The organism is Halalkalibacter oceani (assembly GCF_023715605.1).
In the GTDB taxonomy this organism is placed as follows: domain Bacteria; phylum Bacillota; class Bacilli; order Bacillales; family Bacillaceae_D; genus Halalkalibacter; species Halalkalibacter oceani.
In genome coordinates this window covers 1-26684 of the sequence record NZ_JAMBOL010000034.1, presented here as the reverse complement: position 1 = coordinate 26684, position 26684 = coordinate 1, and the positions used below count along the sequence as shown (strand labels likewise).

Genomic DNA, 26684 nt, shown 5'->3' with positions numbered 1-26684 from the left:
GAATCGAGCTTTTGAAAGGGTGGTTACGGTGAAAAACGTCAATCCAATTTTGTGCAAAATGATGAGTCTTGGCATCGCCTGCCTGTTCATCGTTGGACCGGGTCTGACGGTGATCGCTGCAGAGTACGCGCCGGCTGCATCTGGCTTTCTTGCCCGGCAAAGCATGGGGGGAGACGAGGAAGCGCGTCAATCGGTCTCACTGCCGCGTGAAACAGAAGAACAATTGATTACAAAGCACGCCAAAACGGTCGTGGACGCTTTAGCTGAGAAAGACTTCGCCACTGTGGCGGATTATGTCCATCCGAAAAAGGGTGTCCGCTTTTCTCCCTATGCTTATGTAAAAAAGGCTCATCGAAGTTTCACACCGGAATGCGTTAGTAAAATGATGAACGATTCAACAGTGTATTTCTGGGGGACGTATGACGGCAGCGGGCACGCAATTGAATTAACGCCGGCGGAATACTACGAACGGTTCCTTTATCAAAAAGATTTCGCCCGGGCTGAGGACATCCATTTCGATCAGCTTACCGAGAGGGGAAATACGCTTCACAATGCCGATGAGGTGTATCCTGACGCTCATTTTGTTGAATTTCATCTCCCTGGCTCGGAGGAGCTGGCGGGAATGGATTGGGCGAGCCTGATTATGGCGTTTGAAAAGTGGAACGGTCAATGGTATCTCGTCGGAATGATTCAGGATCAATGGACGATTTAGCACGCTCAGATCTCTTGAACTGAGAGTCCGCCACCGGGTTATAAGAAAGGATAAACATTCTCAGCAGTAAGGAAAGGAAGAATTGAGGAAGGTATTGACTCCACTCATGCTTCAAAGAAGGGAGGGGCAGACAAAACCTGTCAGCATATCATACACCATAAGCCCGTTGTGAGAATCCGACACACAACGGGCTTTAACTCTAGTGGTGGTTCCGTACAGAGCTTAGGCGCTAGGAAAAAGATGAAAAAAAACCTTTTAACCTGCAACCTTTCGTTATCTCGTTCGTATATTCTGGTATATGATGGAATAAGGAGGAATGACGATGAAAAGAAGCTACACTGCTGCAGTTTACCTGAGGGTGCTGCTCGTTTTGGCTTTGCTGTCGCTTAGCGTAGCACCAGGTGCAGCGGCGCAAACATCAACGGAAGGAAGCGAATTATCAGAGGAAAGCTTGAATGAATTTCTTGAGCAATTTTTTGCCGCTGAACAAGTTCAGCCCCATTATATTGGCGCCTCGGTCGTTGTTGTGAAAGACGGCGAGGTGATTGGACAGAAAGGATACGGCTATGCTGATCAAGCGACGGAAACAGCTGTTGATCCGGAAGGGACGGTCTTTAGAGTCGCGTCTGTTTCGAAATCATTTACGGCCGTTGCGGTGATGCAGCTTGTCGAGCAGGGGAAAATTGACCTTCAAGAGGATATTCGTACATATTTACCGGAACTACAGTTTGCGAATCCATATGCCACCCCTGTCACTGTGGCGCATTTGCTGACTCATACGACAGGATTTGAAATTCGTGATCCACAGGCAAGTGATTTACACGAGGATTTTACAAGAATCGTAGAAATGGAAGACTATGTTCACGAGCATATGCCTTCTGTTGTCAGGGAGCCTGGCACTTCGTATATGTATGATAATTTCGCCTCCCTCCTGGCAGGACTACTTGTCGAAAAGGTAAGTGGAGAGCCATTTGAGCGGTATATGCAAACGCATCTGTTTGAACCGCTTGGGATGGAAAACAGCAGCTATGAATTAAGTGACCGGATGATCGGGCAGCTGGCAACAGGCTATGACCAGCTCGGTGGAGAACTCCCGCTTTACACCGTGACGCCGACGATCATGCCACACGGCGGAATGCTTTCAACTGCAGAGGATATTGGGAAGTTTATGATTGGTTTTCTTGAAGGCGGAAAGACAGACGAAGGTGAATTTTTATCGGAAAAGTCTATCAATCTGATGGAAACCTATCAATCTGCCATTCACCCGCTGATCCCGAATACGACATACGGATTTGAAGCACCGATGCAGCTTCCTGGAGCCGGCAGCAGCAGCCGCGTCATTACGAAAGCAGGGGATCTGACTGGCTTTAGCTCCTATTTGTTCATGCTTCCGGATGAGGAGACCGGTGTCTTTTTGACCTACAATCAAAACGGCGCATTACGGGAGTTGTTTTATAGCCAATTCATGAGTACATTTTTCCCGCAATATGTGGAGCCGGCCGACTTCGATGACTTTGAGCCGCTGCCGCAAGATGAGCTTGAAGCGTTTACCGGCGTTTATCAGGACTTGCGCCTGAATATCTTGATCTCGACAGTCGCTCTGGGAGAGGATGGGGCATTAACGATTTCCGACAGCTTCCTCGGTCCAAGACCGCTTATTCAAGTCGAGGAGCGCTTATTCGTCGATTCATTAACCAATCAATTGATTGGCTTTGAAGGAAATGAGGCTGGAGATGTCAGCTATTTGAGTGAACCGAACTTGAATCCGCTAGGCTATGCGCAAAAAGGGGAACAGCCAGTTGGATTCAGCGATATTTCTGAAGATCATCCGTATGCCGACTATATTTTCCCGCTCCAGTCATTAGCCTATTATCCAAATGACGCGGTTCGAACCTTTGACCCGCAACGCCCGGTGACGAGAGCCTCGTTCATCGAAAACATTCTTGTCATCAGCAACCTGCCGGGCAGTGAAACAGACCAGCTCGCTTTCAACGACATTGCTGGACATCCAAGCGCCGCCTATATTCAAATGGCCTTTGAATTAGGGTTAATCAACGGGGATGGGCAAGGAAATTTCAGACCTGATGAGGCAATTACACGGCAAGAAGCGGCCGTGATGCTATGGAGAAGCTACCGGGAGCAATTTCCGGATCAGCTTTTTACTGATATTGTCGTAACGGGGGAAGTGAGTGAATGGGCGCTCCCAGCTATTAAAATGATGGTCGCCTTTGGCTATCACGGTCCCGAAGTCGTTGTCGGGGACAGCGGAGCGGATTATCTCGCAACCAAACCATTAACAAATGAGGAAGAGGCGGCAATTTTATGGTCGCTTTTAACCGTGCCGGCTTACATGATTGCCGATGAACTGGCCCCGGATCAAAGCGATGAGCAAGCAGAGCTTGATCCTGTGACAGAAGCGGCAATGCGGGCGTTGTCATTAACAATTGTTGATTGATTCGAGGGGCTGGGCAAAAGGTGAAAACAACCTTTTTTCCAGCCTTCTCTTTTGCCAGCGCCAAAATGATTAACTATTTTGACGCGGCGATAACGATTCTTTACCGACCATAAGGTCCAAAAGCTCCGGGTCCATAAGGTCTGAAACCGTGGTTAATCACAACATCTTTACGCACTGGTGCAGTAATATGACGTGGTACATCAAAGATATTGAGACGGTTGACAAATACAACCGGATGGATAACAGGAACTTCACGACGAAGAAATTGATCGTTGACTACATACTGCGTAGGACAAACAATTGGTCGAGGACATCTGCCCATGTTGATCACCTCCTTGGAAAGCTTATACATTAAATGCTGCTGGTTGTCTCAATGAAACGGCGAATCAATTAGGACAGGTGTTTAATTCCTTAGGGAACCTGGTGCTCTGGGAAATCGAAAAGTCTTAAGTTGAGCGAAAAACTCAATGGCATAAAGTCATGCCCTGAGAAGGGAAATTTAGCGGAATAAAAGGAAAATCGATCGCAGGATAAAAAGATCGAAAAAAAGATCAACATCGGTTATCCTAATGTATAATGGCCAATTTGCTGGCTGTGAGCGAAATAAGCTTTGAGGAGCAGGAAAGAAGGGATTTTCGCGAATGGAAGAAAAAGAGAACGACATTCATGACATGTCGCTTGACGAGGAAACGCTTTTTATCGTGTCACAAACTTTTAAAGCTCTTTCGGATCCGACAAGGTTACGTATTCTTCACTTATTATTAAAAGGCGAACATTCTGTCAACGAAATCGCTGAAAAGCTCTCGTTATTACAATCAACTGTATCCCATCAGCTTCGTTTATTAAAGAATACCCGCCTGGTGAAATTTCGGAGAGAGGGCACGACGATTTATTATTCCCATGACGATAAGCATGTCATCGATTTGTTAAAGCAAACGATTGACCATGCCCGGCATACATGAACTGAAAAAGACAAATTGCGAAGCTGCTGAAAAAGTACGGTGTCACTTTTTTAGCAGCTTTTTTCTTCGAAGCGTTTCAGTGTCCCTCTAATTGCAGGCGTCTTCTTGACATTTATCCGTTTCAATCTGGATGGTTGTATGGTGAATATGAAAGTCAAGCAGCTTCTTTTTCGCCTCGGCTAACAGCTGCTGCTGTGAGAAAGCGGGTTTCATGACAAGATGACAGCTCAAGGCCGGAAAATCAGACGTGATCGACCAGACGTGCAGATCGTGGACGTGATGGACACCGTTCAGCTCGAGTAGTGATTCCTTTACTTCTGCGACATCAATCTGCGGCGGCGCGCCTTCCATCAGAATATGCACGGCATCCTTTATAACGCGAAACCCCGCAATTGTAATGAGCAGGGCAACGAAGACACTGGCAATTGGATCGGCAAGATTCCAGCCGAAGAAGAGAATTAGGAGCGCTGCGACAATCGCTCCGACGGAACCAAGAAGGTCTCCGAGGACATGGAGAAAGGCGCTGCGGACATTTAAGTTTTCATCTTTGTCTCCGCGCATAAGCAAATAGGCGGCGACGATATTGACCACTAACCCGATAAAAGCAATGATGAGCATCCCGGAGCTGATCACGTCAGGAGGAGCGAGAATCCGGCGGTAAGCCTCCCAAAAAATATAAAGCGAGATGATGATCAACGTTAGTCCGTTAATAAAAGCCGCGAGAATTTCAAATCGTCTGTAGCCAAACGTTTTTGATAAGGTCGCCTTTTTTTCACCAAATTTCAAAGCAAGAAAGCTAAGTCCGACCGCGCCGGCATCACTCAGCATGTGACCGGCGTCTGACAAAAGGGCAAGGCTGTTCGTCAACAATCCGCCGACAGCTTCAACAATCATGTAGGACGCAATCAACATAAATGACAGCTTTAAGGCTTTTTTATTTTTGCTGTGATGTGAATGTCCCATAAAAACATCCTCCTTCAATATATGATTATATGTTCATATATTGATTATTTCAAAAATATTGTCGGAGTGCAAGTTTTTTTTGATGGATATTACATGTACATACAAACAAACAAACAAACAAAGCCTCGGGTAAAGATGGAGATAAAAAGAGAAGTAGATATTTAAAAAATGTATTGCTTACATTATTTTGAAAACTATGCTATTGTAAGTTTGACATTTATAAATCTGAATATCAATTCAATATACTGGAATGAAGAGGGATTATATGACAAAGAAGACAAAATCGCTGGTACCATCTATTGATAAAGCTGTGGATATCATCATTTTACTAAGTCAAAAACCGAATCGCACGCTTAAACAGATTTATGAGGAATTAGGTTATCCGGCAAGCACCTGCTTTAACATAATTACAACACTGGAGCAGCGAGGCATTGTGGAAAAAAATAAATTAACGTCACAATTTAAGCTGGGTACTACGTTAATGCGATTAGGTATGCAATTGTATGAAGATATCGATATTAGAAAAGTTGCTTTACCTATTATGAAAACATTAGTCGCAAAATTCGGGGAAACAAGTTACCTGACAATTGTGGACTATAGTACGTATGAGGGAGTTGTCATTGATAAGATAGAAAGTTTAAAAACGGTTACTGTCATACGTTCAATTGGGAGCAGAGTTCCATTATATGCATCTGCCACCGGTAAATCTTTGTTATCAGGTCTGACTAATGATGAAATAGAAGATTACTTTTCGAAAGTTAACTTTGTTAAATACACAGAGAAAACCATTACTTCAAAAGATCAATTGATGGAAGAGTTGAATGATATTAGAGAAATGGGATATGCAATAACTGAAAATGATATGGGGGATGGAGCTTCAGCTGTAAGTGCCCCGATTAAGGACTATCAAGGAAAAGTAGTTGCCGCTGTTAGCTTGTCTGGTCCTTCAAATAGGATGGAGGAACAAATCCCACTCATCATCCCGGAAGTAAAGTTAGCAGCTGAAAAAATTTCAAGTTTACTTTAATAATCAAATTACCACTGGTGGAAACATCAGTGGTAATTTATTTTGTATCAAAATTTCTGAATATTGATTCTTGACAAAATAAAGTTAAAATTATAGTATTAATTCATAAATATAAAACAGTTTCATATATATGAATTAAAGGAGGGGAAATTGTGAGTAAGGGAGCTTTGGACGGCGTTCGAGTAATTGAAATTTGCCATCATATGGCAGGCCCAACTGCAACTCAAAAATTGGGTGATTTAGGAGCAGATATAATAAAAGTTGAGCCGCCTGGACTGGGAGAGTGGACACGAACACGTCCGATCGGAAATGCATGGGTAGGAGAATTTAACACTTCATTAATTGCGTTAAATCGAAACAAAAGAAGCTTAACCTTGAACTTGAAAGAAAAAGAAGGAAAAGAAATTTTTAGCGAATTAGTGAGGACTGCTGATATCCTTGTTAGTAATTTTCGACCGACTGTCCATGAAAAATTGGGGACTGATTATAATGCAATGAACCAGATAAATCCGAGACTGATATATTGTTCGATAACTGGGTTTGGAGAAAGTGGTCCTTACGAAAAAAGGCCTGGGCAAGATTTAATCGTCCAGTCTTTATCAGGAGTCGTATGGAACTCAGGACGAAAAAGTGATCCACCTATTCCGCTTGGAACATTTGTAGTCGATGCAGCTACAGGGAATCTGGCATTGGCTGGAATTGTATCTGCTCTTTATGCAAGAGAAAAGACGGGGAAAGGCCAAAAAATTGAAGTGAATCTACTAAGTTCTATTATGGATGTACAAATTCAAGAATTTACTACCTATTTAAACGTGGGAAAGAAGCCAGAGCGCAGTGAAGAGTTAATGGCCCATCCATTTATTAATAGTCCATACGGTATTCATAAAACGAAAGACAGCTATATTGCTTTAGCTATGACACCATATGACAAATTGTCTAAGGCATTAGAGTGTGACGATTTAAAAAAATTTAGTAAGTGGGAGGACGGGCAAGCGTATAAGGAGGAAATTTTTAGAATTGTTGCTGAAGTTTTGCTGACAAAAACAACGGTGGAATGGATCGAACAACTTGATTCTTATGATGTTTGGTGCGGCCCAGTTCAGACATATGAAGAAGTGGCACAAGATCCACAAATTGAACATAATCGTACGATTCAGTCATTTACTCATCCAAAGTATGGAAAGCTGAAATTCGTCGCCAACCCAATCACTTTATCGGACACGCCTATTTCCTACCGGATGCCACCGCCAGAACTAGGCGAACATAATACGGAAATATTAAAAGAATTAGGTTTAACTGATCAACAGATTTTATCACTCCAGCAAAAGAATGTTATTCAAAATGTGCAGCCCGAAACGTTTAAAATATAAGCTTCTAATGATGAAACGGATTGATGAGAATGGCTACAATAAAAGATGTTGCCAAACTTGCTGGTGTAGCTGTATCAACGGCTTCAAATGCTTTAAATGGAAAGAATGGGGTAAGTATAAAAACTCGTAAACGGGTAATTGAAATAGCTACAAAATTAAATTATGTGCCTAATACAGTAGCTCAAGGTTTGGTAACAAAAATGACTAAAAATGTAAGTATTGTTTTATCTGCCCCATCTTCTTTTAATATTTTTTCAAATCCGATTTTTTTCGATAGCATCAAGTCAATTACAGCAACCTTAAATAAAAACGGGTATCATGCCCTTCTTAATATTGTCAGTCTGGAAGATGAAGAAAGTGTGATTCCTAAAATTGCTCAAAGTCGAATTGTGGATGCCATGATTTATATTGGGACACGGAGGAAGGACAGGGAGCTTGAACAACTGATAGAGAAGATCGAAATTCCAGTTATTGTCCTTATTAGAAGTGCTGTTAATGAGCGAACATATTCCGTTTCTTTAAACAATAAAAATTGTGGATACATCGCTACACGTTATCTGTTAGAGAAAGGCCATGAAAAAATTGGATTTATAGGGAAAATGCCAGGCATTAGTATGGCTGAGGAAAGATTAGAAGGTTATAAACAAGCATTATTAGAAGCTGGTGTCGCTTATGATGAGACGCTGGTTATTAGCGGTGACTACTATCAAGAATCAGGTCTTATTGGTGTAAGGCGGTTACTACGAGAATATGCGCATGCCCCAACTGCTGTTTTTGCAGCGAATGATTTGATGGCGTTAGGAGCAATCGAAGGGCTGGAACAAGAGGGAATTTTAATTCCGAATGATATTTCAATAGTAGGGTGTGATAATATACCCAATTTGCATTTATTAAAAGTGCCACTAACAACCATTTCTAATCCATTTGCAGAAGTAGGGAGATTAGGGGCAAATATGATTATTGATATCCTTCGTGGTATTGACATAAAACAACGTCAAATTACATTAAATTCTGAAATCAGAGTACGAAAATCAGTTAGAAAGATTAAATAGCAAAAATGAAAGCGCTTATTTACCGGATGAGAAAACGTTTTTGTTTCAAATCAAAGCTCTATATGCGGAATAAAGGTTTTTTTAACTTGATTTTCTTTAAATTAAAAAACGTTTTTTACAGTCGGGAACGAGAAGAGTCTAAAAGAGGTGATGATATGGGTCTTGAAAAATATTGGGAAGAGTATGAGGTAGGAGAAATTATAAACACTTCTGGCAGGACATTGACTGATGCTGATATTCGAATGTTTATCGGTGCCACAGATGCCACTCATCCCGCACATGTTGATGCAGAGTATTGTAAAAGTCATCCTTTTAAAAAAATTGTAGTGCCTGGAGCATTAATCTTGGGTGTAATAGATGGGTTCGTCACGAATGATCTTGTACCAAGAAAACTTAAAATTGGCCATTATGGTTATGATAAAATTCGCTTTTTAGCTCCCGTATATCCAGGGGATACGGTAACGATGACAGCAACCGTATTGGAAAAAAGGTCGTTAAATGAGAATTTTGGAGTAATTAAATTTGAATATCAAGTAAAGAACCAGGACGATATGCTTTCTGTTATCGTTCATGATCTTCAAATGATAGAACGAAACGTTTCGTAAAGAGGAGGGATAGCAGATGGGGTCAGTAGATTTTATAAAAGATGGTTATGTTGCTACTATTTCATTTAATCGCCCAGAAAAACTAAATACGATGACTAAGCAAATGACTAAGCAATTAGTAGATGCTGTCTATGAAGCTAATCATGATGAGGATATACGTGTTGTCGTGCTAACAGGGGTAGGTGACAGGGCATTTTCGGCAGGAAGCGACATAACATTACTTGATGAGTATCATACAAATTGGGAGTTTAGAAACCGGCTAGAATATTGTGATGTAGTGCGGCAGTTAAGAAAGCCTTTAATTGCTATGGTGAATGGCTTTGCAGTGGGTGGGGGATTAGAATTGGCTCTTTGTGCGGATATTCGTTTTGCTGGAAAGTCGGCTAAGTTTGGGGCAGTCGAAGTCAAGCTGGGCTGGATTGGCGGCGGTGGGATCACTCAACTTCTCACGCATTTAATTGGTTATGGTAAAGCAATGAAGTTAATCTTATCAGGAGATATTATAGATGCTGATGAAGCTAATCAAATTGGTTTGATTGAAGCTTTCGTATCAGATAACGAGCTTGAAACATTCACATATAACTACGCTCATCAAATCGCGAGTTATTCTCCAATTGCGCTGCAAACAGCGAAGCATGGCTGCAGAATGGCATTAAGTATCCCGCTTGAGCAAGGGATTATGTATGAGCGTGACATGCAAACAATTTGTTTTTATACAGAAGATAGAAACGAGGGTATTGCAGCGTTTAAAGAAAAAAGAAAGCCAATTTTCAAAGGAAGATAGTTTTCTTATAAACGAAAGGAGGGTAGTTTTTTGAATTTTAAAAATGAGGTAGCTGTTGTAACAGGCGGGTATTCCGGAATCGGAGCGGCTGTCGCAAGCAAGTTAATCAAAGAAGGAGCAATTTGCATCATTATCGGTCGAAGTCGGAGTAAAGCAAACAAATTTTTAATGGAAAACTCAAACAGCAGGCATTTACTCGATTTTTTTCAAACCGATATTGGTGAACCTGAGCAAATAAAAAAAACAATAACGAGTATTAAAGATAAATATGGAAGCATTCACATGCTTGTTAATTGCGCTGGAGTTAATATTCGAAAGGCTGCTTTATCATTCACAGTGAAAGAGTGGAAACAGGTTCTTGATGTTAACTTGAATGGTACATTTTATATGTCGCAGGAAGTAGCGGAAATAATGAAAGAGCATCGCGCTGGGAGAATTGTAAATATAGGTTCAATGATTTCTCATTATGGAGTTCCAAATGTTGCGGCCTATGCTGCTGCAAAGGGGGGGATAAACCAATTAACGAAAGCGCTTTCGGTGGAGTGGGCGGAATATCATATTCGAGTTAATCAGGTTAGCCCTGGTTATATTGAAACACCTTTAACGAAACAGACATTTGAAAACGCTTCATATAAGGACACTATCATAAACCGTACACCGTTGGGCCGGTTTGGCTCGACAACAGACGTAGCAAATACCATCATCTTTTTACTTTCAAAAGAGTCAGAATTCATAACAGGACAAATTATAGGCGTGGACGGGGGGATTTTAGCCGGAGATCCTAGATTAAATCCATTGAAAGAATAAAACAGTTGAAATCATTGGAGGTAGAAGAAATGGGGAAGGGACCGCTTGAAGGAGTTATGATTTTAGATTTTTCACTAGCTATGTCTGGCCCATTCGCTGCGCAAAAGTTAGGAGATCTAGGAGCCGAGGTTATTAAGATTGAACCTACAGGCTCCGGTGAATGGCACCGTACAAGACCAGCAGCAAACGCTTGGGCCAATAAATTAAATTCTTCATTTATTTCATTCAATCGTAATAAAAGAAGTTTATCAGTCAATTTAAAGAGCGACGAAGGTTTAAAAATTGTTCAAGCTTTAATTAAAAAGGCAGACGTGATGCTTCATAATTTCCGCCCAGGGGTAGTGGAACGGTTAGGCATTGATTATGAAGCGGCAAAAAAAATCAATAAAAAAATTATTTATTGCAGTATCTCTGGTTATGGAGAAACGGGTCCCTATGCCAAGAGGCCAGGTCAAGACCTAGTTCTTCAAGGATACAGCGGCTCACTTTGGAATACGGGGAAAAAAGGTGATCCTCCACATCCCAACGCATTATTTATTGCAGACGCTACAGCCTCTCATATGACTGTCCAAAGCATACTTGCAGCATTATTCTACCGCGAAACTAATGGAAAAGGACAAAAGGTAGAGGTAAATATGTTAAATGCAGTTATGGATCTTCAGGTTCAAGAGCTTAGCGTTTACATGACGGGAGGGGTAAAGCCGGAAAGAACAGATGAGCCACTCGCTCACACGCTGTTAACTGCCCCATATGGTATCTATAAAACAAAAGACAGTTATATTGTTGTTTCAATTGGTCCAATCGATGTTTTAGGAGAGGCGTTGGATGATGATAAGCTTCGGTCGTTTACTGAATGGAATGATGGGATGGAATACCGTGATGAAATTTATCGCATCGTAGCTAGTATAATGCCACAAAAAACAACCAAAGAATGGATTGAAATTCTTGATAAGCACAATTATTGGGCAGGTCCGGTGTATGACTATGACGACCTTATCAACGACCCACAAGTAAAACACAATAACATGATTGTCGAGATGGATCACCCAACTGAAGGGAAGCTAAGAATGTTAGGAATTCCGTATCAATTTTCTGAATCCCCAGGTTCGATACGTTACTATCCACCATTGGTTGGGGAACACAGCGATGAAATTTTAAAGATGGCAGGTTATTCGGGTGAGCAAATTGATCAATTAAAACAGTCTGGTGTCGTATACAACGAAACGGATCATTCTTCCCGTAGTAATTAGTAATAACTGGATAGTCGAATAAAAGGGAAAGAAGGGAGAAAATGAAACAAGCGATTCTGACAGGAGTAAAAACGATAGAACTACAAGAAGTTATCGAGCGAAAACTTTCGGAGAAAGATATACTCGTTCAGTTAGAGGTATGTGGATTATGCGGGTCGGATTTGCACATTTTTGAAGGACATCATCCAGTTATTGGTCCACCAGTTGTAATGGGGCATGAATTTTCAGGTAGAGTTATTCAATGTGGTACCGAGGTGAAGGGATTTAAAGTGGGGGACTATGTCGCCGGAATACCGGCAATCGGTTGTGGCCGTTGTGAACACTGCCTTCAGGGAAAGTTTAATCTATGCGAGGATTTACAAGTAATAGGAGGTCACGTTCCCGGGGCTTTTGCAGAATCTATTGTTGTTCCTGAAGATAATTTAGTTAAAATACCTGAACAATTTACTGCGACAGAAGGAGCTATGGTTGAAAGTGTTGCCGTTGCTGTGCATGCTGTGTCTCATTTTTCAAAAATAAAGGGTCAGACATTTGCTGTTTTAGGAGCAGGGCCTATTGGATTATTAACCTTCCAGGTATTAAAGGCATTTGGGGCCAAGCGTATCTTTGTTTCTGATCCAAACGAAACAAGGAGGGTCTTAGCAGAAACACTTGGTGCAGATATAGTTATTGATCCTGTTCATGAAAATTTACTTAAGATAGCTTTTGAAAAAAATAACTCTCAAAAACTGGATGGAGCGGTTGATTGTGCAGGATTAGAAATGACCTTACAACAAGCTTTAACAATCACTAAAAACGGAGGAGAAATTGTCATATCTGCTATTTTCGGAAAAAATCCAACAATACCTATGCGTTTACTCCAAAGAGAGGAAAGAAGATTATTTGGTACGCAAATGTATAGAAAAGAAGATTTTGAAACTGCGATTAAGTTAATTCAACAACAACGGATAAAAGTGGAGGCATTAGTAACAAATCGATTTGATCTTGATCATATCCAAGATGCTTTTACCCTTGCTAGTTCTCGTGCAAGCCATGTTGGCAAAATTATGATTCATCCACAGTCTTTATGATTTTACCTATAAGGAGTATTTCAAAAAATCGAATTCTAAAATAGCTGAAAGAGGAGAGGATTATTATGAAAAAAAGCTGGTTAAGTCTACTATTACTTGGTTGTCTAATCGGATTGTTAGCAGCCTGCGGAGGCGGAGAAACAACAACTAATAATGATGACTCGGATACGGCTTCTCAAGAAGGAAACGGGGGGGACCAAGAACCGATTGTCTTAAGATTAGGTCACTGGTTAACAGAAGAGGCCCCTCAAGGTAAACAGTATACAAATTTTGCAAACCTCGTTAATGAAAAAACAAATGGAGCGGTTCAAGTGGAGGTCTTTCCAAATAGTCAGCTAGGAAATGCACGTGATCTTCTTGAGGGTGTGATTTCTGGAACAGTCGATATGACCAAAGCAGATGATGCAGCTTTAGCTTCCTATGTTCCTGAATATGGAATCTATTCTCTTCCTTTTATCTTTGAGGATTACGAGCATCTTGGAAATGTACTGGACAGTGAAATTACAGAAGAAATAGATCAAAAGCTTTTAGAAGAAACAGGATTAGTTTCCCTTGGGTGGAGCTTTGGTGGTTTCCGGTATTTTATAACGACTGAAGAAGTGACAGGACCAGACTTTAATGGCTTGAAAATTAGAGCTCCGGAGTCAACGGTTTACATTGAAACAATTAAACTATTGAACGGTAATGCTACTCCAATGCCTTGGGGAGAAGTTTATACAGGTCTGGAAACAGGTATTATCTCTGGCCTGGAAAGCGCTCCTTCAGATTTACATTTACAAAAATTTTATGAAGAAACTAAATACTTGCTGGCGACAAATCATATTCAAGCCTCTGCAACAACAGTAATTAATCAAGATAAATGGAACAGCATTCCTGAGGAATATCAAACAATTATTAAAGAAGCAATGAGGGAAGCGATTGAAATTGAAAGAACGGAGACTGAGCAGGCTAACATTGATGGAGTTGAAGCTATGGTTGAGGAAGGCTTAATTCTAAATGAAGTGGAAGACAGGCAAGCGTTTATAGACAAAGTGCAGCCAATTTGGGACTCCATCTCAAATGAAATTGAAGGAGCTCAGGATATCATTGAACAAATTCAGGCAATGAAATAGAGTTTAACCATTAAGTAAAGTCAAATAAATAAAGGGGCTTTCCAGAATGCAGAAGGCCCCTTATTTAAAAAGGATGTGGAATATTTGAAAAAAATAGAACATCTCTTTGATCGGTCAGTTGAATGGATGGTCGTCCTTCTTTTTGTGGCCTTCTCAGTAATCATGTTTGTTAATGTAGTTGGTCGCTACGTTTTTAACTTTTCATTTGTCTGGTCTGATGAATTTATTCGCTATACATTCATTTGGATGATTTTACTAGGGTCGGGGGTTGCGATTAAACGGAAAGCTCACTTAGGTTTTGATTTAATTATTTCAAAACTTCCCCTTAAGCTTCAAACGTTCTTTGTTTTACTAAATGATGTTTTAATTAGTATCTTTTTAATTCTATTCTTTTTCAATGGAATTAATTTATTGAAAAGCGCTGGAATGACCCCTTCCCCTTCAATGAACATTCCGATGGCATTTGTTTATATTGTTTTACCGCTCTCTTCTATCATAATGTTCATTTATATCATAAGTTCAATATGGCGGACGATTCGTTATGGAATTGAGGAGCAGAGGGGAATCGAGGATACAGATAACGTGTAGAAAGGAGAATAGCGATGTTAGCAGTATTATTCATAGTGTTTGCAGTTCTTATTTTAATAGGAACACCGGTAGCATTTGCGATTGGATTAGCAACATTTGCAGGCTTATCTACTCAAGATGGTATCCCGTTTCTTGTTGTTACCCAGCGCTTTTTCACAACTTTGGATTCTTTTTCATTAGTAGCTATTCCTCTGTTTATGTTGGCAGGTGAATTAATGACACATACAGGATTAACCGGTAAAATCATTCGCTTCGCTGTTACATTGGTGGGGCATATCCGGGGCGGGTTTGCCCAGGTTACCGTTATGACTAGTGTGTTATTTTCGGGAATTTCAGGCTCAGCAGCTGCCGATACTTCAGCTGTCGGATCTTTGCTTATTCCGGCAATGAAAAAACAGAACTATGACCCAGGATTTGCTGTCTCTTTAACAGCAACTGCTTCAATTATCGGGCCGATTATTCCTCCCAGTATCATGATGATTATTTATGGCTCGTTAACAGGTACGTCCATTGGGGCTTTATTTATGGCTGGGATTATCCCGGGTTTACTGCTTGGGTTAGGTTTAATGATTTACAGTTATTTTTACGCTCGAAAGCATAACATTGTTTCTAGTGAAACACGTGCAACGTTACATGATGTTTGGGAAGCGTTTAAGCAGGCGATTTTGGCTTTAGCATTACCAGTTATTATTATTGGCGGGATTCGGTTTGGGATTTTCTCACCGACTGAAGCGGGAGTTGTCGCCGTAGCGTACGCGTTCATCCTAGGTGTAATTCAGCGTACAATAAACTTTAAAAAGCTACCTGATGTTTTTCTGGGAGCTGCTGTATTATCAACAATTTCACTCATGATAATGGCCGCCGCTGCCGCATTTAGCTGGTTATTAGCTTTTGAACAATTTCCTCAAAAGGCAGTTGGACTCATTACCTCAATTACAGATCAACCAATTTTTGTCTATTTTTTAGTTATGTTAATTTTGCTAATTATTGGTCTTTTCCTGGAAGCCTCGGCCGCACTCATTATTTTAATACCGGTACTGATCGGTATCCAAAGTGCGTTTGGATTTGACCCTGTTCATTTTGGTGTCATCGTTATCCTTACCCTCGTTATTGGTGGAGTGACCCCGCCTGTAGGAAACTTGCTTTTTATTGCATCAAGTATTGGAAAAACAAAAATGTCGCAAGTATTTTGGAAAGTATGGCCGCTTGTTGGCGTTATGATTTTGATTACGATCATTTTAGTGCTTATCCCTCAAATTGTAACGTTTTTACCAGATACAATGAGAAACTAATAGAAATCTAGTTGAAAATGGACTTGGAGTGAACTCGATGACAATTGAACTGAAAATTATGACGTGGAACCACCCACGTGGTATTGAACCGATGAAAGCCACCTTTAAGGCATTTCAAAAGAATCACCCGGAAGTGGAGGCGCATTGGAGTACACGCTCTTTAAAAGATTTTGAAGATTATCCGATTGAGGCCTTAGCTAAAGAATTTGATTTAATCTTACTTGATCATCCATGTATAGGCCGAGCAGTAAATACAGACTCTCTGCTTTCGTTAAGTGAATATTTACCAAAAGAATATGTGGAAGATTTAAAAGCGAACAGTGTAGGTCCAAGCTATGAGAGTTATCTGTGGAAGGAAAGGCTTTGGGCATTGCCAGTCGACACAGCCGCTCAAGTAGCTGCGTATAGACAGGACTTAATAGAAAAACACCAAATGAGTATACCAGAGAGTTGGAAAGACGTAGTAATGATGGCTAAGCAAGTACCGAATGATGTCAAAATAGGTATCCCGTTAAATTCCACTCATTCGTTTATTAGCTTTATGACTTTGTGTGCAAATATTGGAGGAAATGTTTTTTGGGATCAACAGCGCGGCATAGATATTGAAATCGGAAAGCAAGCGTTGCATTCTTTGAATGAAATTATTCCTTATGTACATCCTCTTTCTTTACATTCAGACCCAATTGAGATGCTGGAATTTATGAAAACAGCTGATGAAATTATTTATGTTCCATTGATTTATGGGTATGTGAACTATTCCTATAATAATGACAAAAGTCATGTGATTCATTTTACTGATATCCCGTCCATTCAATCACAACCAAAAGGTTCTATTATTGGGGGGGTAGGTTTAGGTGTGTCTTCTCATTGCAGGCATACTGACATTGCCGTTAAGTATGCAATGTATGTAGCCTCAGGTGAATGCCAAAGAGGGATATATGTAGAACATGAGGGACAGCCGGCACATCGAACAGCTTGGACTAATAAAGCAATTAATGACAAAGTTCATGGTTTCTTTAAAAATACGTTAAAAACATTGGACCTGTCCTATATTCGTCCAAGATATGATGGATATACATTCATTCAGGAAAAAGCAGGAGAGTATATTCATGAATATCTTGGAGGAAAGTTGACTGCAACTGATACTATTCAAGTCATCAACAAGTTAATTAAAAATTCATATGTGATCTGAAAATGAAGGCACTTTAAATTAGCAGCGTATTTAAACAAGAAAGCGGTGCATTAACTGGAACCGTTTTTTATCAAATTTGAATTATTAGAGACAATGATCCCATACCGTGCGAATAATGTGAGCAGGAAATACGTTTCCTTGCTCACTTTTTTATTCCCATAAATCTTTTAAGGTTCTTTTTAAACATGACTGCTACATTCATTTTTGTTCCGCTGCTTCGTCTTAATAAGGATGTAAAACCTATAAATTATTTTACGTATTCAGAAAACTATACGCTGAGAAGATCATTGATAATTTTCCTAATGTCATTTCATAATTATTTCCGTGTTGTCCATACTTTATCTTATACAGGTTTCGTTTAAACGTTTTTCGTTAATAGAGGTAGAAAAGAAAACATAGTGAGAGCGACAAAGGAGAAGATAAGATGAATGCAAACATCCCGCAGGACAAAGCGCTTGACAATAGCCTGGCCTTAATGCAGGAAGGCTATTTGTTTATTAAAAATCGGGTGAGCCGCTATCAGTCCGACTTGTTTGAAGCGCGCCTCTTAGGGCAAAAGGTCATCTGCATGAGCGGAAGAGAGGCGGCGCAGCTTTTTTATGATCCAGAGCTTTTTCAGCGGAAGGGAGCCGCCCCGAAGCGGATTCAGAAATCGTTGTTTGGCGTCAACGCGATTCAGACAATGGACGGTCAAAAGCATCTTCATCGCAAGCTGCTTTTTATGTCATTGATGACGCCTGACCATGAGAAGCAGCTGGCAGACATGGTCGCAACAGAGTGGCGTCACGCCCAGAAACGGTGGAAAGATAAAGAAAAGGTCGTCCTTTTTGAAGAAGCGGAAAGAGTGCTGTGCCGGGCCGCCTGTGATTGGGCCGTCATTCCGCTGGCAGAATCGGAGCTGGATGAGCGGGCGCAAGACTTTACTGCGATGGTTGACGCCTTTGGCGCGGTCGGACCGCGTCATTGGAAAGGAAGAAGGGCGCGAACGAGGGCAGAGGAATGGATCAAAGACATTATTGAAAAGGTGCGAGGCGAAAAGATAGTCGTTGAAAAAGATACCGCTCTTTATCAGCTGGCGTTTTACAAAGATGATGAAGGGAACCGGCTTGATGCTCACATGGCCGCGGTTGAACTAATCAATGTGCTTCGTCCGATTGTTGCGATTGCGACATTTATTACGTTTGCTGCCCTGGCTTTATATGAATATCCGGCTTATCGGGAGAAGCTGAAGGATGATGAAGCTTTCCGGGAAATGTTTGTTCAGGAGGTCAGACGCTATTATCCGTTCGGACCCTTTCTTGGGGCGCGGGTGAAAAAGCCATTTACATGGAAGCAGTGTGATTTTAAAGAAGGACAGCTGGTGCTGCTTGATATGTACGGAACCAATCATGATCCGCGACTTTGGGAGCGGCCTGAGGAGTTCAATCCGGAGCGGTTCCGCAATTGGTCAGGGGACCCTTTTGCTTTCATTCCGCAAGGAGGGGGCGAACCGGAAAAAGGTCATCGCTGCCCGGGTGAAGGGATTACGATCGAAGTCATGAAAGCAACTGTAGACTTTCTCGTACACTTGCGCTATGAAGTCCCTGAGCAGGACGTACAATACAGTATGAACAGAATGCCGACACTACCGAATAGTGGATTTGTGATAAAGCCTTTGCATTAAATGAGTTTCAGTAGGAAGGCTGCTTCCATTCATGGGGGCAGCTTTTTTCGCCTGAGCTGAAAATGCCACAAAATTGAAATGAAGATTTTATTTTCAGAATTTTTATATAAAAGTGGTATACAAAGATAATACAGTATGGTATTCTAAATTTATAAATTTGGTATACCATTTTGGGGGTACATATATGACTGATCAGTCGAGCAGTATGCAAACTTTATATACGATCATCAAGCAGGATATTATCGATCAGGATCTTAAACCGGGACAACGTTTACCTGAACGGGAGCTTGCTGAAAGATACAATGTTAGCCGCACGCCAATCAGGCAGGTGCTACAGCAACTGTCGATGGAAGGGTTAGTGGAATTCATTCCTTATAAAGGAGCTTTTATAAAAGATTTAACGATTGAAGATTTTAAAGATATTACACAGCTTAGAGCGGTACTGGAAAAGCTTGCTGTTGAAATATGCTGTGAATCGACTGATAAAACAGTGGGTGAACAGCTGGAACATATCATCAGCAATCAGCAAAAAGCAATTGATGAAAAAGATGTGAAAGAATACACCCATCTCGATCAGGAGTTTCATCATGCGATCGTGAAAGCATCGACGAATAAAGAATTAGAAAAATTTATTGAATTATTAAATCAAAAATCATACTTGTCGAGGGTGAGAACACTGACATTGCCGGGACAAATGGAAAGGTCGATCGAAGAGCATCGGGATATTCTGAAATATATCCTGCTGAAGGATAAAGAAAGCGCCGGCAAAAAAGCAGCAGCCCATGTAGAGGATGCATTGCAGCGCTATATTGAGATCCACAACATCATAACAAAATTCACATAAGAAGGACTTTTTGTAAATGACTTAGCGAGTTTATTTCTCATTTCAAGCAATGGACCCGCTAAGAATTTATAGATAATGAAGAAAAGGAAGGTGTTTGCATGAAACAAGTATCTGTTGAACAACAACTCATGCTTATTAATGGGGAATGGCGAGCCAGTGTCAGCTCAGAGTTTTTTTCAATTGAAAGCCCGGCTGAGAGAGGTTCTGTCATAGCGGAAGTGCCAAGGTCTTCGGCTGAAGATGTTGATATTGCCGTAAAAGCAGCACATGCAGCCTTTGCCTCCTGGAGAGAGGTTCCCGCAAAGGAAAGGGGGAAGCTATTATGGAGAATTGCCGATGCCGTTGAAGAGCAGGCAGAGGATATCGCAAGAACAATCGCGACTGAAACGGGAAATGCGATTCGTACGCAAGCGAGAGGTGAAGTGAAGAGTGTCATCGAGATTTTTCGTTACTTCGCCGGTGTTGTCAGTGAAATCCGGGGCAGTACATGTCCGGTTGACAACAATTTAATGGCATATACGCAGCGTGAACCATATGGTGTCGTCGGGGCGATCGTTCCCTGGAATGCGCCGGTTCAGCTCTCATCATTAAAAATTGCGCCTGCGGTGGCGGCAGGAAATACAATCGTATTAAAAACAGCTGAGGATGCCCCATTAGGAGTACTGAAGCTCGCAAAAATTTGTGCGGAGTACTTGCCAGCTGGCGTCGTTAACGTAATTACAGGCTTTGGTCAGGAATGCGGCGAAGCATTGACGGGTCATCCGCTAGTCAATAAATTAACATTTACCGGATCAACAGCCGTAGGGAAAACAATTATGCGAAAGGCAGCCGAACGAATTGTGCCAGTCTCTTTGGAATTGGGCGGAAAAAGCCCGCAAATTGTTTTTCCCGATGCAAATAACGACAAAGTGGTGGAAGGAATTATTTCTGCGATGCGCTTCGCCCGCCAAGGACAATCCTGCTCCGCGGGTACTCGGTTGTTTTTACACGAATCTATTTTTCATTCATTTGTGGAAAAGCTGGTCAATCGCTTAGGAGAGCTTAAAGTTGGTCATCCACTTGATGAGGAATCAGATATGGGCTCTCTGATAAATAAGAAGCAGTTTGATAAAGTGACCAAGTTTATAGAGGAAGGAATAAATGATGACAATTTAGAGCTTCTCATCGGCGGTCTCCCTCCTCAGGAAGGACCGTTGGCGGAAGGATATTATCATCGGCCAACCTTGTTTGCTTGTCAAAATAACAATACGAGACTTGCCAAAGAGGAAATTTTTGGCCCGGTGCTTTTAATTATGTCCTGGAGTGACGAGGAAGAGGTCATCAAGGCCGCTAATGACAGTTCATATGGGTTAGCTGCTTTTGTCTGGACGAATGACACGAAGAAAGCGTTAAGAACAGCAGGCAAAATTGAATCAGGCTGGATTCAAGTAAATCGGGGAGGCGCGCAAATGCCTGGCCTTTCCTATGGAGGCTACAAACAAAGTGGAATCGGGCGCGAATTTTCCTTAGAGGGAATGCTCGACAGCTACACCCAAGTGAAAAGTATTATGATCGATTTCAATGATTAATTTTTTCAGAATGAATCGCTAACTATGTAAAGGCTGTAGCAAATCCAGCATTGAGTAAGTTACAGCCTTTACATTAAATCTCACTTATTTTGAAAGCGCTTTAATTTGAATAAAATGAAAAAAATGTTACATCAAATGACGATAGGGAGTGGTTGTGATGAAAGATAAAGTACTTGTTGTTGGTGCTGGTAGAAGATTAAAGGGGTGCCAAGCTGAAATTGGCTTAGCAGAAAAATCCGTTTCAGTTTCAGTTTGTGGTACTTTAGCCGGGAATTCTCTTTTCATGAAATAGCTGTCGTAAAAAGCTGTTCAGGAGACGCTTTGTTACTTTATACTGGGTGGGGACGTTACATAATAAATATAGAAAGAAAGAAGGGTTACAATGAAGAGAAGGATCATGGCAGCGGTCGGGATATCAGCTTTATTGGTTGTGGCCAGCCCCGTACAAGCTGAGGTCGCATTTTCGGATGTTTCAAATGGGTTTTGGGGAGTGGAGGAGATTCACTTTTTGGCTGAGCAGGGCGTGATGCTAGGGTATCAGGATGGAGCTTTCGGGATTGGCGATGATGTGACAAGAGCGCAGGCCGCGGTAACGCTGGCGCGACTGCATGGTCTGGATATGGAACAGCCGGAGCCTGTCTCGTTCACGGATGTAGCGGAGACGAACTATGCTTATTCCGGCATTGCCGCAGCGGTGGGAGCAGGATTTTTTGCTGATGGAAATGAGTTTCGCCCGAATGATACGTTAACGCGGGCTGAGATGGCTACAATTCTTTCACGTTCTTCGCAGCTAATGAGCAGCCAGCCTGTTGATTTTCGCGATGTGGCATCCGGGCATTGGGCGTATGAGAGCATCAGTGAGCTCGCGGAAAATCGCCTGACAACCGGTTATCACGATTTGACTTTTCGTCCAGGAGAACCTGTGACCCGGGCTGAATTCGCTGTTTTCTTGGCGCGGGCAAAAGAGGAATCCTTTCGTGAGGAGGTCGCTGTTCTTCCACAGCGGGCCGCTGAAAATGTCTACTTTCCTCGCGTGACCGGTCTTGATCAAGCAAGTCAAGGTCGAGTCAATCAGACGCTCGCCGAGCATGCAGGTCGGTCAGTGGAGGCGAGAGAAGAGCTGTTTGCGCGTGCGGAAGCCGAAGAAGATCAAATGATCGCTGAGCGTTACGCGTTTGGTGAGAGCTACCGGATTGAACAGAATGATGCCGATTACTTGAGCATTGTCTTTGAGGGCTATCACTATACAGGAGGCGCGCATGGTGGGAGCTGGCAAACCGCTTATACATTTACTCCTGCAAGCGGAGAATTGGTAGCATTAAAGGATCTGTTCCCTGAAGGTACAGACTATTTGGCGATTATTAACGAAACCGTGTCTGCAGGCGTGACGGATGCAGGCTTTCAGCTTGAATTTAATGATGTTTTTGATTTTGATGGGATTGACCCGGATACAAAACAGTTTTATGTATCCGATCAAGGGGGGACAATATATTTCAGCGAATATGAAATTGCTCCATATGCAGCTGGTATGCCGTCTTTTACAATCAGCTGGGAACAGTTCGGCGTGAAAAAGTAACTTGAGCTGCAGTTGGTGAGTTTTGACGGATAATTAGCTAACAGGAAAAAGTCCTTTCTAAAAGCTGCTGAAAAAGAGTAAATCGTACGTTTTCAGCAGCTTCCCGATTAGGGCTTTTTTTTATTGCAACTTATTAACTTTAATCAGCTTTGTCGACGTATCGAGAAATTGTTTTACAATCGTTGAATTGTTATCTGTGCGCCATGCCAGGCTCATGTCTACGCGTGGTGCTTCTTGTTCAATCGTTACATAGGTGACATCATGCGTGTGAAAGTTCGAGGTGGATCGCGGGACGATGCTGATTCCTAGTCCTGAGGCGACCAGGCCTATTACTGTTTGGATTTCCTTGACGACTTGACGCGTGATCGGTTCAAAGCCGGCGGCGTGACATTTTGCGATAATATCATCGTACCAGCTCGGCCAAATCTCTCTCTCTACCATAATAAATTGCTCCAAACTCAGCTCTTTCATCGAAAGGGAGTCCCGCTGGGCAAAAGGATGTGATTTTGGCACGACGGCGATTCCGGTCTCCTGGTAGATGGGCAAAAGGGATAAAAGTGGATCGAAAATGGGCGGTCTGACAAAGCCTATGTCAATTTCCTTATTATGAAAGGCCTCAATTTGCCTTGGGGTGTGCATCTCGTGAAGGATTAAGTCGATCGCGGGAAACTGTTCCTGAAAACCGCGAACAATGGTCGGCAAAATATCAAACGTAGCAGAACCAATAAACCCAATTACTAAACGACCGGCCATCCCGTTTTGGGCTCTAATCGCTGCTGCTTTCGCTTCATCTAATTTGGTGAGTACGTGACGCACTTCCTGCAGGAACACGGTTCCGGCATTTGTCAGCTCTACATGTCTTTTCGATCGGTCAAACAGCTTGACACCAAGTTCTTTTTCAAGCTGTAAAATCTGTTGACTCAGCGGTGGCTGTGTCATCTGCAGGCGTATTGCCGCACGGCCAAAATGCAGCTCCTCGGCGACAACTGTGAAATAGATAAGCTGACGCAATTCCACACCATTCCCCTCCATTTTATTAAGTCGTTTATCGTCTTAAAAACACATTTTTTATATATTAGACACCAGTTCGTTCTCATTGTAAAGTTTTTTATAAAGCAGAAGACGTCTTGGCAAAATTTACGGGAAATGATTTGCGATTTGATTATCTTCGGATTCTCAAAAAAAAATTGAGAGAGGGGAGAGGATCACACAAATGAATGCCACGATGGTTATGCTATGTCTCATATGGGGGTTTAATTTTGTTGTGATGAAGTTGGGGAATGGCGCCTTTCCCCCCGGGGAGTTTGCCGCGCTGCGATTTTTGACCGGCTCTCTCGTACTGATCGGCATTTGTTTACTGAAAAAAATAGCGCTGCCGAAGAAAGCGGATGTTAAGTGGCTCGTCTTATGCGGCCTGTTTCAGACTGCTTATTTTAATATTGCGATCCAAATATCGCTTACCCATATTAGTGCCGGCCTGACGTCAGTCATGACCTACAGCATGCCACTTTTTTTATCAATCATGGCGCATAAGTGGCTTCCCGGTGAACGATTAACTACGGCCAAAACATTTGGCATCATGATCGGGATAGCCGGTTTATTTCTTGCAATGAATGTTCATGCAGGGGGATCATTTTCGATTATGTTGCTGGCGTTAAGCTCAGCTATTTCCTGGGCTGTCGCTAACTTACTTTTCAAATTGAAATTAAAGCATTGTGATACGGTTCAATATACGACATGGCAAATGACAATTGGAGCTGTCGGATTACTGCTGTACACTCTTTTATTTGAGCAAGGTGAATCGCACTGGGGCGTCATGCCGGTTGTGTATATTCTGTTTTCCGGCGTAGTGGCCTCGGCGCTTGCATTCGTTATGTGGAATCATGCATTAAGCCGGACTGAAGCGAGCAAGGCATCCGTTTCTTTACTGCTCGTCCCGATTGTTGGCGTCATCTCTGGCTCCATATTTTTAGATGAACAGATAAGCATCGTTACATTAGCTGGAATTTTGCTCGTACTTGCCGGGATATGGGTTGTGAATCGGAAAAGTCCTGAAGAAAACCGACTGAATGTGTCACCCCCCAATATCGATAAAGCTCTCTAGCAGACACTGTGTCCGTCCATCAAGACAGCCGGACACTGCTGGAGAATTTGCTGCGTTTAAAGCGGACTTCACACTCTTGATTTGGAGATGCCTTCTAAGGTGAACAGACCTTTGAGGCGTCTTTTTTTTATTTCTTGAGAGGAGCTTGCACGAACGGATAAAAAAGCGGGTACAGGTTATATACTAATTGAGATGAGGAGACGAAAGGGAGGGAATGGTTTGGTTAATAAAGTGTTTTTCTTGATTCTACTCGTCGGCCTGCCACTATCGATAATTGGGAATATCCTTCACTGGCCAACAGTGCTGATGTTTGTCGTCTATTGTATTACAATTGTCGCCTTGGCAGGTTATATGGGGAGGGCAACGGAAAGCCTCGCGATTGTATCAGGTCCGCAAATTGGCGGACTGCTTAATGCGACATTTGGTAATGCGGTTGAACTGATTATTTCGATCTTTGCCTTGAAGGCCGGTTTAATTGGTGTTGTCCTCGCTTCGTTAACCGGATCGGTGCTTGGCAATCTTCTGTTAGTGGCCGGGCTTTCCTTTTTTATCGGCGGATTGAAGTTCAAACGTCAGAACTTCAATGTGTATGATGCCCGTCATAATTCAGGCCTCCTAATGTTTGCCGTCATTGTTGCGTTTGTCATTCCTGAGGTTTTTTCGATGACGATGAGTCCGGCAAAAACGTTGTCTTTAAGTATCGGAATTTCCATTATTTTAATTATGTTATACTTGGCCGCCCTGATGTTTCGCTTAGTGACCCATCGTGGGGTTTATCAGCCAAAGGAGTCAGGGAATATCGAGCATGAAGAGCCGGAGTGGAAAAAATGGAAGGCGATTATCGTTCTCGCCTTTGCGACGGCCGCTGTAGCTTATGTCTCCGAAGCACTTGTTCATACGTTTGAAGAAGTAGCGGAAACATTCGGCTGGACGGAGCTGTTTATCGGTGTGATTATTGTCGCGATTGTCGGGAATGCGGCCGAGCATGCTTCCGCGATTATTTTTGCTTTTAAAAATAAAATGGATATCGCCGTTGAGATTGCGATTGGCTCTACTTTGCAGATCGCGATGTTTGTTGCACCGGTCCTCGTCCTGATTTCTTTGTTTTTGCCTGAAAAAATGCCGCTTGTTTTCACGCTGCCTGAGCTGATCGCGATGACTTCGTCTGTATTATTAATGACCGTGATATCCAATGATGGGGAGACGAACTGGTTTGAGGGAGCCACCTTGCTCGCGGCGTACGTCATTATGGGGATTGGCTTTTATTTGCTCTGATGCAGGCCGGAAAACAGGAGGCCACTGAAAAACTTCCTTTTTCATAACTCGAAGAAAAAAGCTGGTGAAAACAGAGCCGTATATAAACGGCGCTCTCTTGTCGTCGCCGATAAAATTTTGAATGCAATTGCTTTACAAGAAGAGAGGTTCCCTATATAATCAGCATGTTAAAACCAAAAGGTTTTTTGGGAACCGTTCAGTTTTTTGCTGGAGAGATGAGAAAGTTACCCTGCATTTCAAAGGGATTCGAGGAGGAGCGTTGCACGGTTTTCTTAGGATCAACAGCGGTACTGTCAAAAGTTCTATGAAAAGTCGGTAGATGGTTCAGATTCTTTCCATGAATTTAGTGGGAAGGCCACGCAATCGCCCTTGACAAACACGCCAATGGTTTGACTCGAGCTTATCAAGGGCGA

Annotated in this window: 25 protein-coding genes; 22 read left to right on the top strand and 3 right to left on the bottom strand. The window is 42.2% G+C overall.

Annotated elements, in window-relative coordinates; all coding sequences use genetic code 11:
* Nucleotides 1-28: 28 nt before the first annotated feature.
* Both M3202_RS19925 and M3202_RS19920 read left to right on the top strand, forming a co-directional pair.
* Entirely contained in the window at nucleotides 29-712 is a 684-nt protein-coding gene (locus tag M3202_RS19925; RefSeq protein WP_251224988.1) for a hypothetical protein, read from the top strand.
* A 322-nt stretch (nucleotides 713-1034) separates the two neighbouring features.
* Nucleotides 1035-3167: a serine hydrolase domain-containing protein gene (locus tag M3202_RS19920; protein ID WP_251224987.1), complete on the top strand. Its 2133-nt coding sequence runs from the start codon at nucleotides 1035-1037 to the stop codon at nucleotides 3165-3167.
* Nucleotides 3168-3267: 100 nt separating this feature from the next.
* On the opposite strand, the gene M3202_RS19915 is transcribed toward M3202_RS19920, so the two are convergent.
* On the bottom strand, nucleotides 3268-3489 hold the full coding sequence (locus tag M3202_RS19915) for a hypothetical protein (protein WP_251224986.1): 222 nt from the start codon (nucleotides 3487-3489) through the stop codon (nucleotides 3268-3270).
* A 319-nt stretch (nucleotides 3490-3808) separates the two neighbouring features.
* Between M3202_RS19915 and M3202_RS19910 the strand changes: the two genes are divergently transcribed.
* A complete protein-coding gene (locus tag M3202_RS19910; RefSeq protein ID WP_251224985.1) occupies nucleotides 3809-4129 on the top strand; it encodes an ArsR/SmtB family transcription factor in 321 nt (106 codons plus the stop codon).
* A gap of 87 nt (nucleotides 4130-4216) precedes the next feature.
* Here the strand turns inward: M3202_RS19910 and M3202_RS19905 are convergent, their stop codons facing one another.
* A complete protein-coding gene (locus tag M3202_RS19905; protein ID WP_251224984.1) occupies nucleotides 4217-5092 on the bottom strand; it encodes a cation diffusion facilitator family transporter in 876 nt (291 codons plus the stop codon).
* A gap of 265 nt (nucleotides 5093-5357) precedes the next feature.
* Between M3202_RS19905 and M3202_RS19900 the strand changes: the two genes are divergently transcribed.
* From M3202_RS19900 to M3202_RS19825, 17 genes are all read left to right on the top strand, one after another.
* Entirely contained in the window at nucleotides 5358-6119 is a 762-nt protein-coding gene (locus tag M3202_RS19900) for an IclR family transcriptional regulator (protein ID WP_251224983.1), read from the top strand.
* A gap of 152 nt (nucleotides 6120-6271) precedes the next feature.
* Complete coding sequence (locus M3202_RS19895; RefSeq protein ID WP_251224982.1) at nucleotides 6272-7489, top strand: CaiB/BaiF CoA transferase family protein; 1218 nt, start codon at nucleotides 6272-6274, stop codon at nucleotides 7487-7489.
* Between the two features lie 29 nt (nucleotides 7490-7518).
* Nucleotides 7519-8541, top strand: a complete 1023-nt coding sequence (locus M3202_RS19890) for a LacI family DNA-binding transcriptional regulator (RefSeq protein WP_251224981.1) — start codon at nucleotides 7519-7521, stop codon at nucleotides 8539-8541.
* 155 nt (nucleotides 8542-8696) lie between these two features.
* Nucleotides 8697-9146 carry a MaoC family dehydratase gene (locus M3202_RS19885; RefSeq protein ID WP_251224980.1) on the top strand — a complete coding sequence of 150 codons (450 nt, stop codon included), beginning with the start codon at nucleotides 8697-8699 and terminating at the stop codon, nucleotides 9144-9146.
* A 16-nt stretch (nucleotides 9147-9162) separates the two neighbouring features.
* A complete protein-coding gene (locus M3202_RS19880; protein ID WP_251224979.1) occupies nucleotides 9163-9930 on the top strand; it encodes an enoyl-CoA hydratase/isomerase family protein in 768 nt (255 codons plus the stop codon).
* 30 nt (nucleotides 9931-9960) lie between these two features.
* Complete coding sequence (locus tag M3202_RS19875; protein ID WP_251224978.1) at nucleotides 9961-10737, top strand: SDR family NAD(P)-dependent oxidoreductase; 777 nt, start codon at nucleotides 9961-9963, stop codon at nucleotides 10735-10737.
* A 29-nt stretch (nucleotides 10738-10766) separates the two neighbouring features.
* Complete coding sequence (locus M3202_RS19870; RefSeq protein WP_251224977.1) at nucleotides 10767-11987, top strand: CaiB/BaiF CoA transferase family protein; 1221 nt, start codon at nucleotides 10767-10769, stop codon at nucleotides 11985-11987.
* 41 nt (nucleotides 11988-12028) lie between these two features.
* Nucleotides 12029-13057 carry a zinc-dependent alcohol dehydrogenase gene (locus M3202_RS19865; RefSeq protein WP_251224976.1) on the top strand — a complete coding sequence of 343 codons (1029 nt, stop codon included), beginning with the start codon at nucleotides 12029-12031 and terminating at the stop codon, nucleotides 13055-13057.
* Between the two features lie 65 nt (nucleotides 13058-13122).
* Nucleotides 13123-14169, top strand: a complete 1047-nt coding sequence (locus M3202_RS19860) for a TRAP transporter substrate-binding protein (RefSeq protein ID WP_251224975.1) — start codon at nucleotides 13123-13125, stop codon at nucleotides 14167-14169.
* An 84-nt stretch (nucleotides 14170-14253) separates the two neighbouring features.
* Nucleotides 14254-14757: a TRAP transporter small permease gene (locus tag M3202_RS19855; RefSeq protein ID WP_251224974.1), complete on the top strand. Its 504-nt coding sequence runs from the start codon at nucleotides 14254-14256 to the stop codon at nucleotides 14755-14757.
* Nucleotides 14758-14771: 14 nt separating this feature from the next.
* Nucleotides 14772-16049 carry a TRAP transporter large permease gene (locus M3202_RS19850; protein ID WP_251224973.1) on the top strand — a complete coding sequence of 426 codons (1278 nt, stop codon included), beginning with the start codon at nucleotides 14772-14774 and terminating at the stop codon, nucleotides 16047-16049.
* A gap of 37 nt (nucleotides 16050-16086) precedes the next feature.
* On the top strand, nucleotides 16087-17241 hold the full coding sequence (locus tag M3202_RS19845) for an extracellular solute-binding protein (protein WP_251224972.1): 1155 nt from the start codon (nucleotides 16087-16089) through the stop codon (nucleotides 17239-17241).
* Nucleotides 17242-17665: 424 nt separating this feature from the next.
* Nucleotides 17666-18904, top strand: coding sequence for a CYP152 family fatty-acid peroxygenase CypC (gene cypC, locus M3202_RS19840; RefSeq protein ID WP_251224971.1), 1239 nt, complete (start codon nucleotides 17666-17668; stop codon nucleotides 18902-18904).
* Nucleotides 18905-19088: 184 nt separating this feature from the next.
* Nucleotides 19089-19748 (top strand): GntR family transcriptional regulator, encoded by a 660-nt coding sequence (locus M3202_RS19835; protein WP_251224970.1) that lies wholly within the window; start codon nucleotides 19089-19091, stop codon nucleotides 19746-19748.
* Between the two features lie 98 nt (nucleotides 19749-19846).
* Entirely contained in the window at nucleotides 19847-21316 is a 1470-nt protein-coding gene (locus M3202_RS19830; RefSeq protein WP_251224969.1) for an aldehyde dehydrogenase family protein, read from the top strand.
* Between the two features lie 157 nt (nucleotides 21317-21473).
* Entirely contained in the window at nucleotides 21474-21608 is a 135-nt protein-coding gene (locus M3202_RS22475) for a hypothetical protein (protein WP_285890627.1), read from the top strand.
* 90 nt (nucleotides 21609-21698) lie between these two features.
* On the top strand, nucleotides 21699-22892 hold the full coding sequence (locus M3202_RS19825; RefSeq protein WP_251224968.1) for an S-layer homology domain-containing protein: 1194 nt from the start codon (nucleotides 21699-21701) through the stop codon (nucleotides 22890-22892).
* Between the two features lie 120 nt (nucleotides 22893-23012).
* Here the strand turns inward: M3202_RS19825 and M3202_RS19820 are convergent, their stop codons facing one another.
* Nucleotides 23013-23909: a LysR family transcriptional regulator gene (locus M3202_RS19820; protein WP_251224967.1), complete on the bottom strand. Its 897-nt coding sequence runs from the start codon at nucleotides 23907-23909 to the stop codon at nucleotides 23013-23015.
* A 196-nt stretch (nucleotides 23910-24105) separates the two neighbouring features.
* On the opposite strand from M3202_RS19820, the gene M3202_RS19815 reads away from it, so the two are divergent.
* Together M3202_RS19815 and cax are read left to right on the top strand one after the other, a co-directional pair.
* Nucleotides 24106-24996 (top strand): DMT family transporter, encoded by an 891-nt coding sequence (locus M3202_RS19815; protein ID WP_251224966.1) that lies wholly within the window; start codon nucleotides 24106-24108, stop codon nucleotides 24994-24996.
* Nucleotides 24997-25188: 192 nt separating this feature from the next.
* Complete coding sequence (gene cax, locus M3202_RS19810) at nucleotides 25189-26271, top strand: calcium/proton exchanger (RefSeq protein ID WP_354572802.1); 1083 nt, start codon at nucleotides 25189-25191, stop codon at nucleotides 26269-26271.
* The last annotated feature ends 413 nt before the right edge of the window (nucleotides 26272-26684 follow it).

Coding starts and splice junctions, on each gene's coding strand:
- M3202_RS19920 (WP_251224987.1), top strand. CDS start 1,035: ATGAAAAGAAGCTACACTGCTGCAGTTTACCTGAGGGTGCTGCTCGTT.
- M3202_RS19915 (WP_251224986.1), bottom strand. CDS start 3,489: ATGGGCAGATGTCCTCGACCAATTGTTTGTCCTACGCAGTATGTAGTC.
- M3202_RS19910 (WP_251224985.1), top strand. CDS start 3,809: ATGGAAGAAAAAGAGAACGACATTCATGACATGTCGCTTGACGAGGAA.
- M3202_RS19905 (WP_251224984.1), bottom strand. CDS start 5,092: ATGGGACATTCACATCACAGCAAAAATAAAAAAGCCTTAAAGCTGTCA.
- M3202_RS19900 (WP_251224983.1), top strand. CDS start 5,358: ATGACAAAGAAGACAAAATCGCTGGTACCATCTATTGATAAAGCTGTG.
- M3202_RS19890 (WP_251224981.1), top strand. CDS start 7,519: ATGGCTACAATAAAAGATGTTGCCAAACTTGCTGGTGTAGCTGTATCA.
- M3202_RS19885 (WP_251224980.1), top strand. CDS start 8,697: ATGGGTCTTGAAAAATATTGGGAAGAGTATGAGGTAGGAGAAATTATA.
- M3202_RS19880 (WP_251224979.1), top strand. CDS start 9,163: ATGGGGTCAGTAGATTTTATAAAAGATGGTTATGTTGCTACTATTTCA.
- M3202_RS19870 (WP_251224977.1), top strand. CDS start 10,767: ATGGGGAAGGGACCGCTTGAAGGAGTTATGATTTTAGATTTTTCACTA.
- M3202_RS19865 (WP_251224976.1), top strand. CDS start 12,029: ATGAAACAAGCGATTCTGACAGGAGTAAAAACGATAGAACTACAAGAA.
- M3202_RS19860 (WP_251224975.1), top strand. CDS start 13,123: ATGAAAAAAAGCTGGTTAAGTCTACTATTACTTGGTTGTCTAATCGGA.
- M3202_RS19850 (WP_251224973.1), top strand. CDS start 14,772: ATGTTAGCAGTATTATTCATAGTGTTTGCAGTTCTTATTTTAATAGGA.
- M3202_RS19845 (WP_251224972.1), top strand. CDS start 16,087: ATGACAATTGAACTGAAAATTATGACGTGGAACCACCCACGTGGTATT.
- cypC (WP_251224971.1), top strand. CDS start 17,666: ATGAATGCAAACATCCCGCAGGACAAAGCGCTTGACAATAGCCTGGCC.
- M3202_RS19835 (WP_251224970.1), top strand. CDS start 19,089: ATGACTGATCAGTCGAGCAGTATGCAAACTTTATATACGATCATCAAG.
- M3202_RS19830 (WP_251224969.1), top strand. CDS start 19,847: ATGAAACAAGTATCTGTTGAACAACAACTCATGCTTATTAATGGGGAA.
- M3202_RS22475 (WP_285890627.1), top strand. CDS start 21,474: ATGAAAGATAAAGTACTTGTTGTTGGTGCTGGTAGAAGATTAAAGGGG.
- M3202_RS19825 (WP_251224968.1), top strand. CDS start 21,699: ATGAAGAGAAGGATCATGGCAGCGGTCGGGATATCAGCTTTATTGGTT.
- M3202_RS19815 (WP_251224966.1), top strand. CDS start 24,106: ATGAATGCCACGATGGTTATGCTATGTCTCATATGGGGGTTTAATTTT.
- cax (WP_354572802.1), top strand. CDS start 25,189: ATGAGGAGACGAAAGGGAGGGAATGGTTTGGTTAATAAAGTGTTTTTC.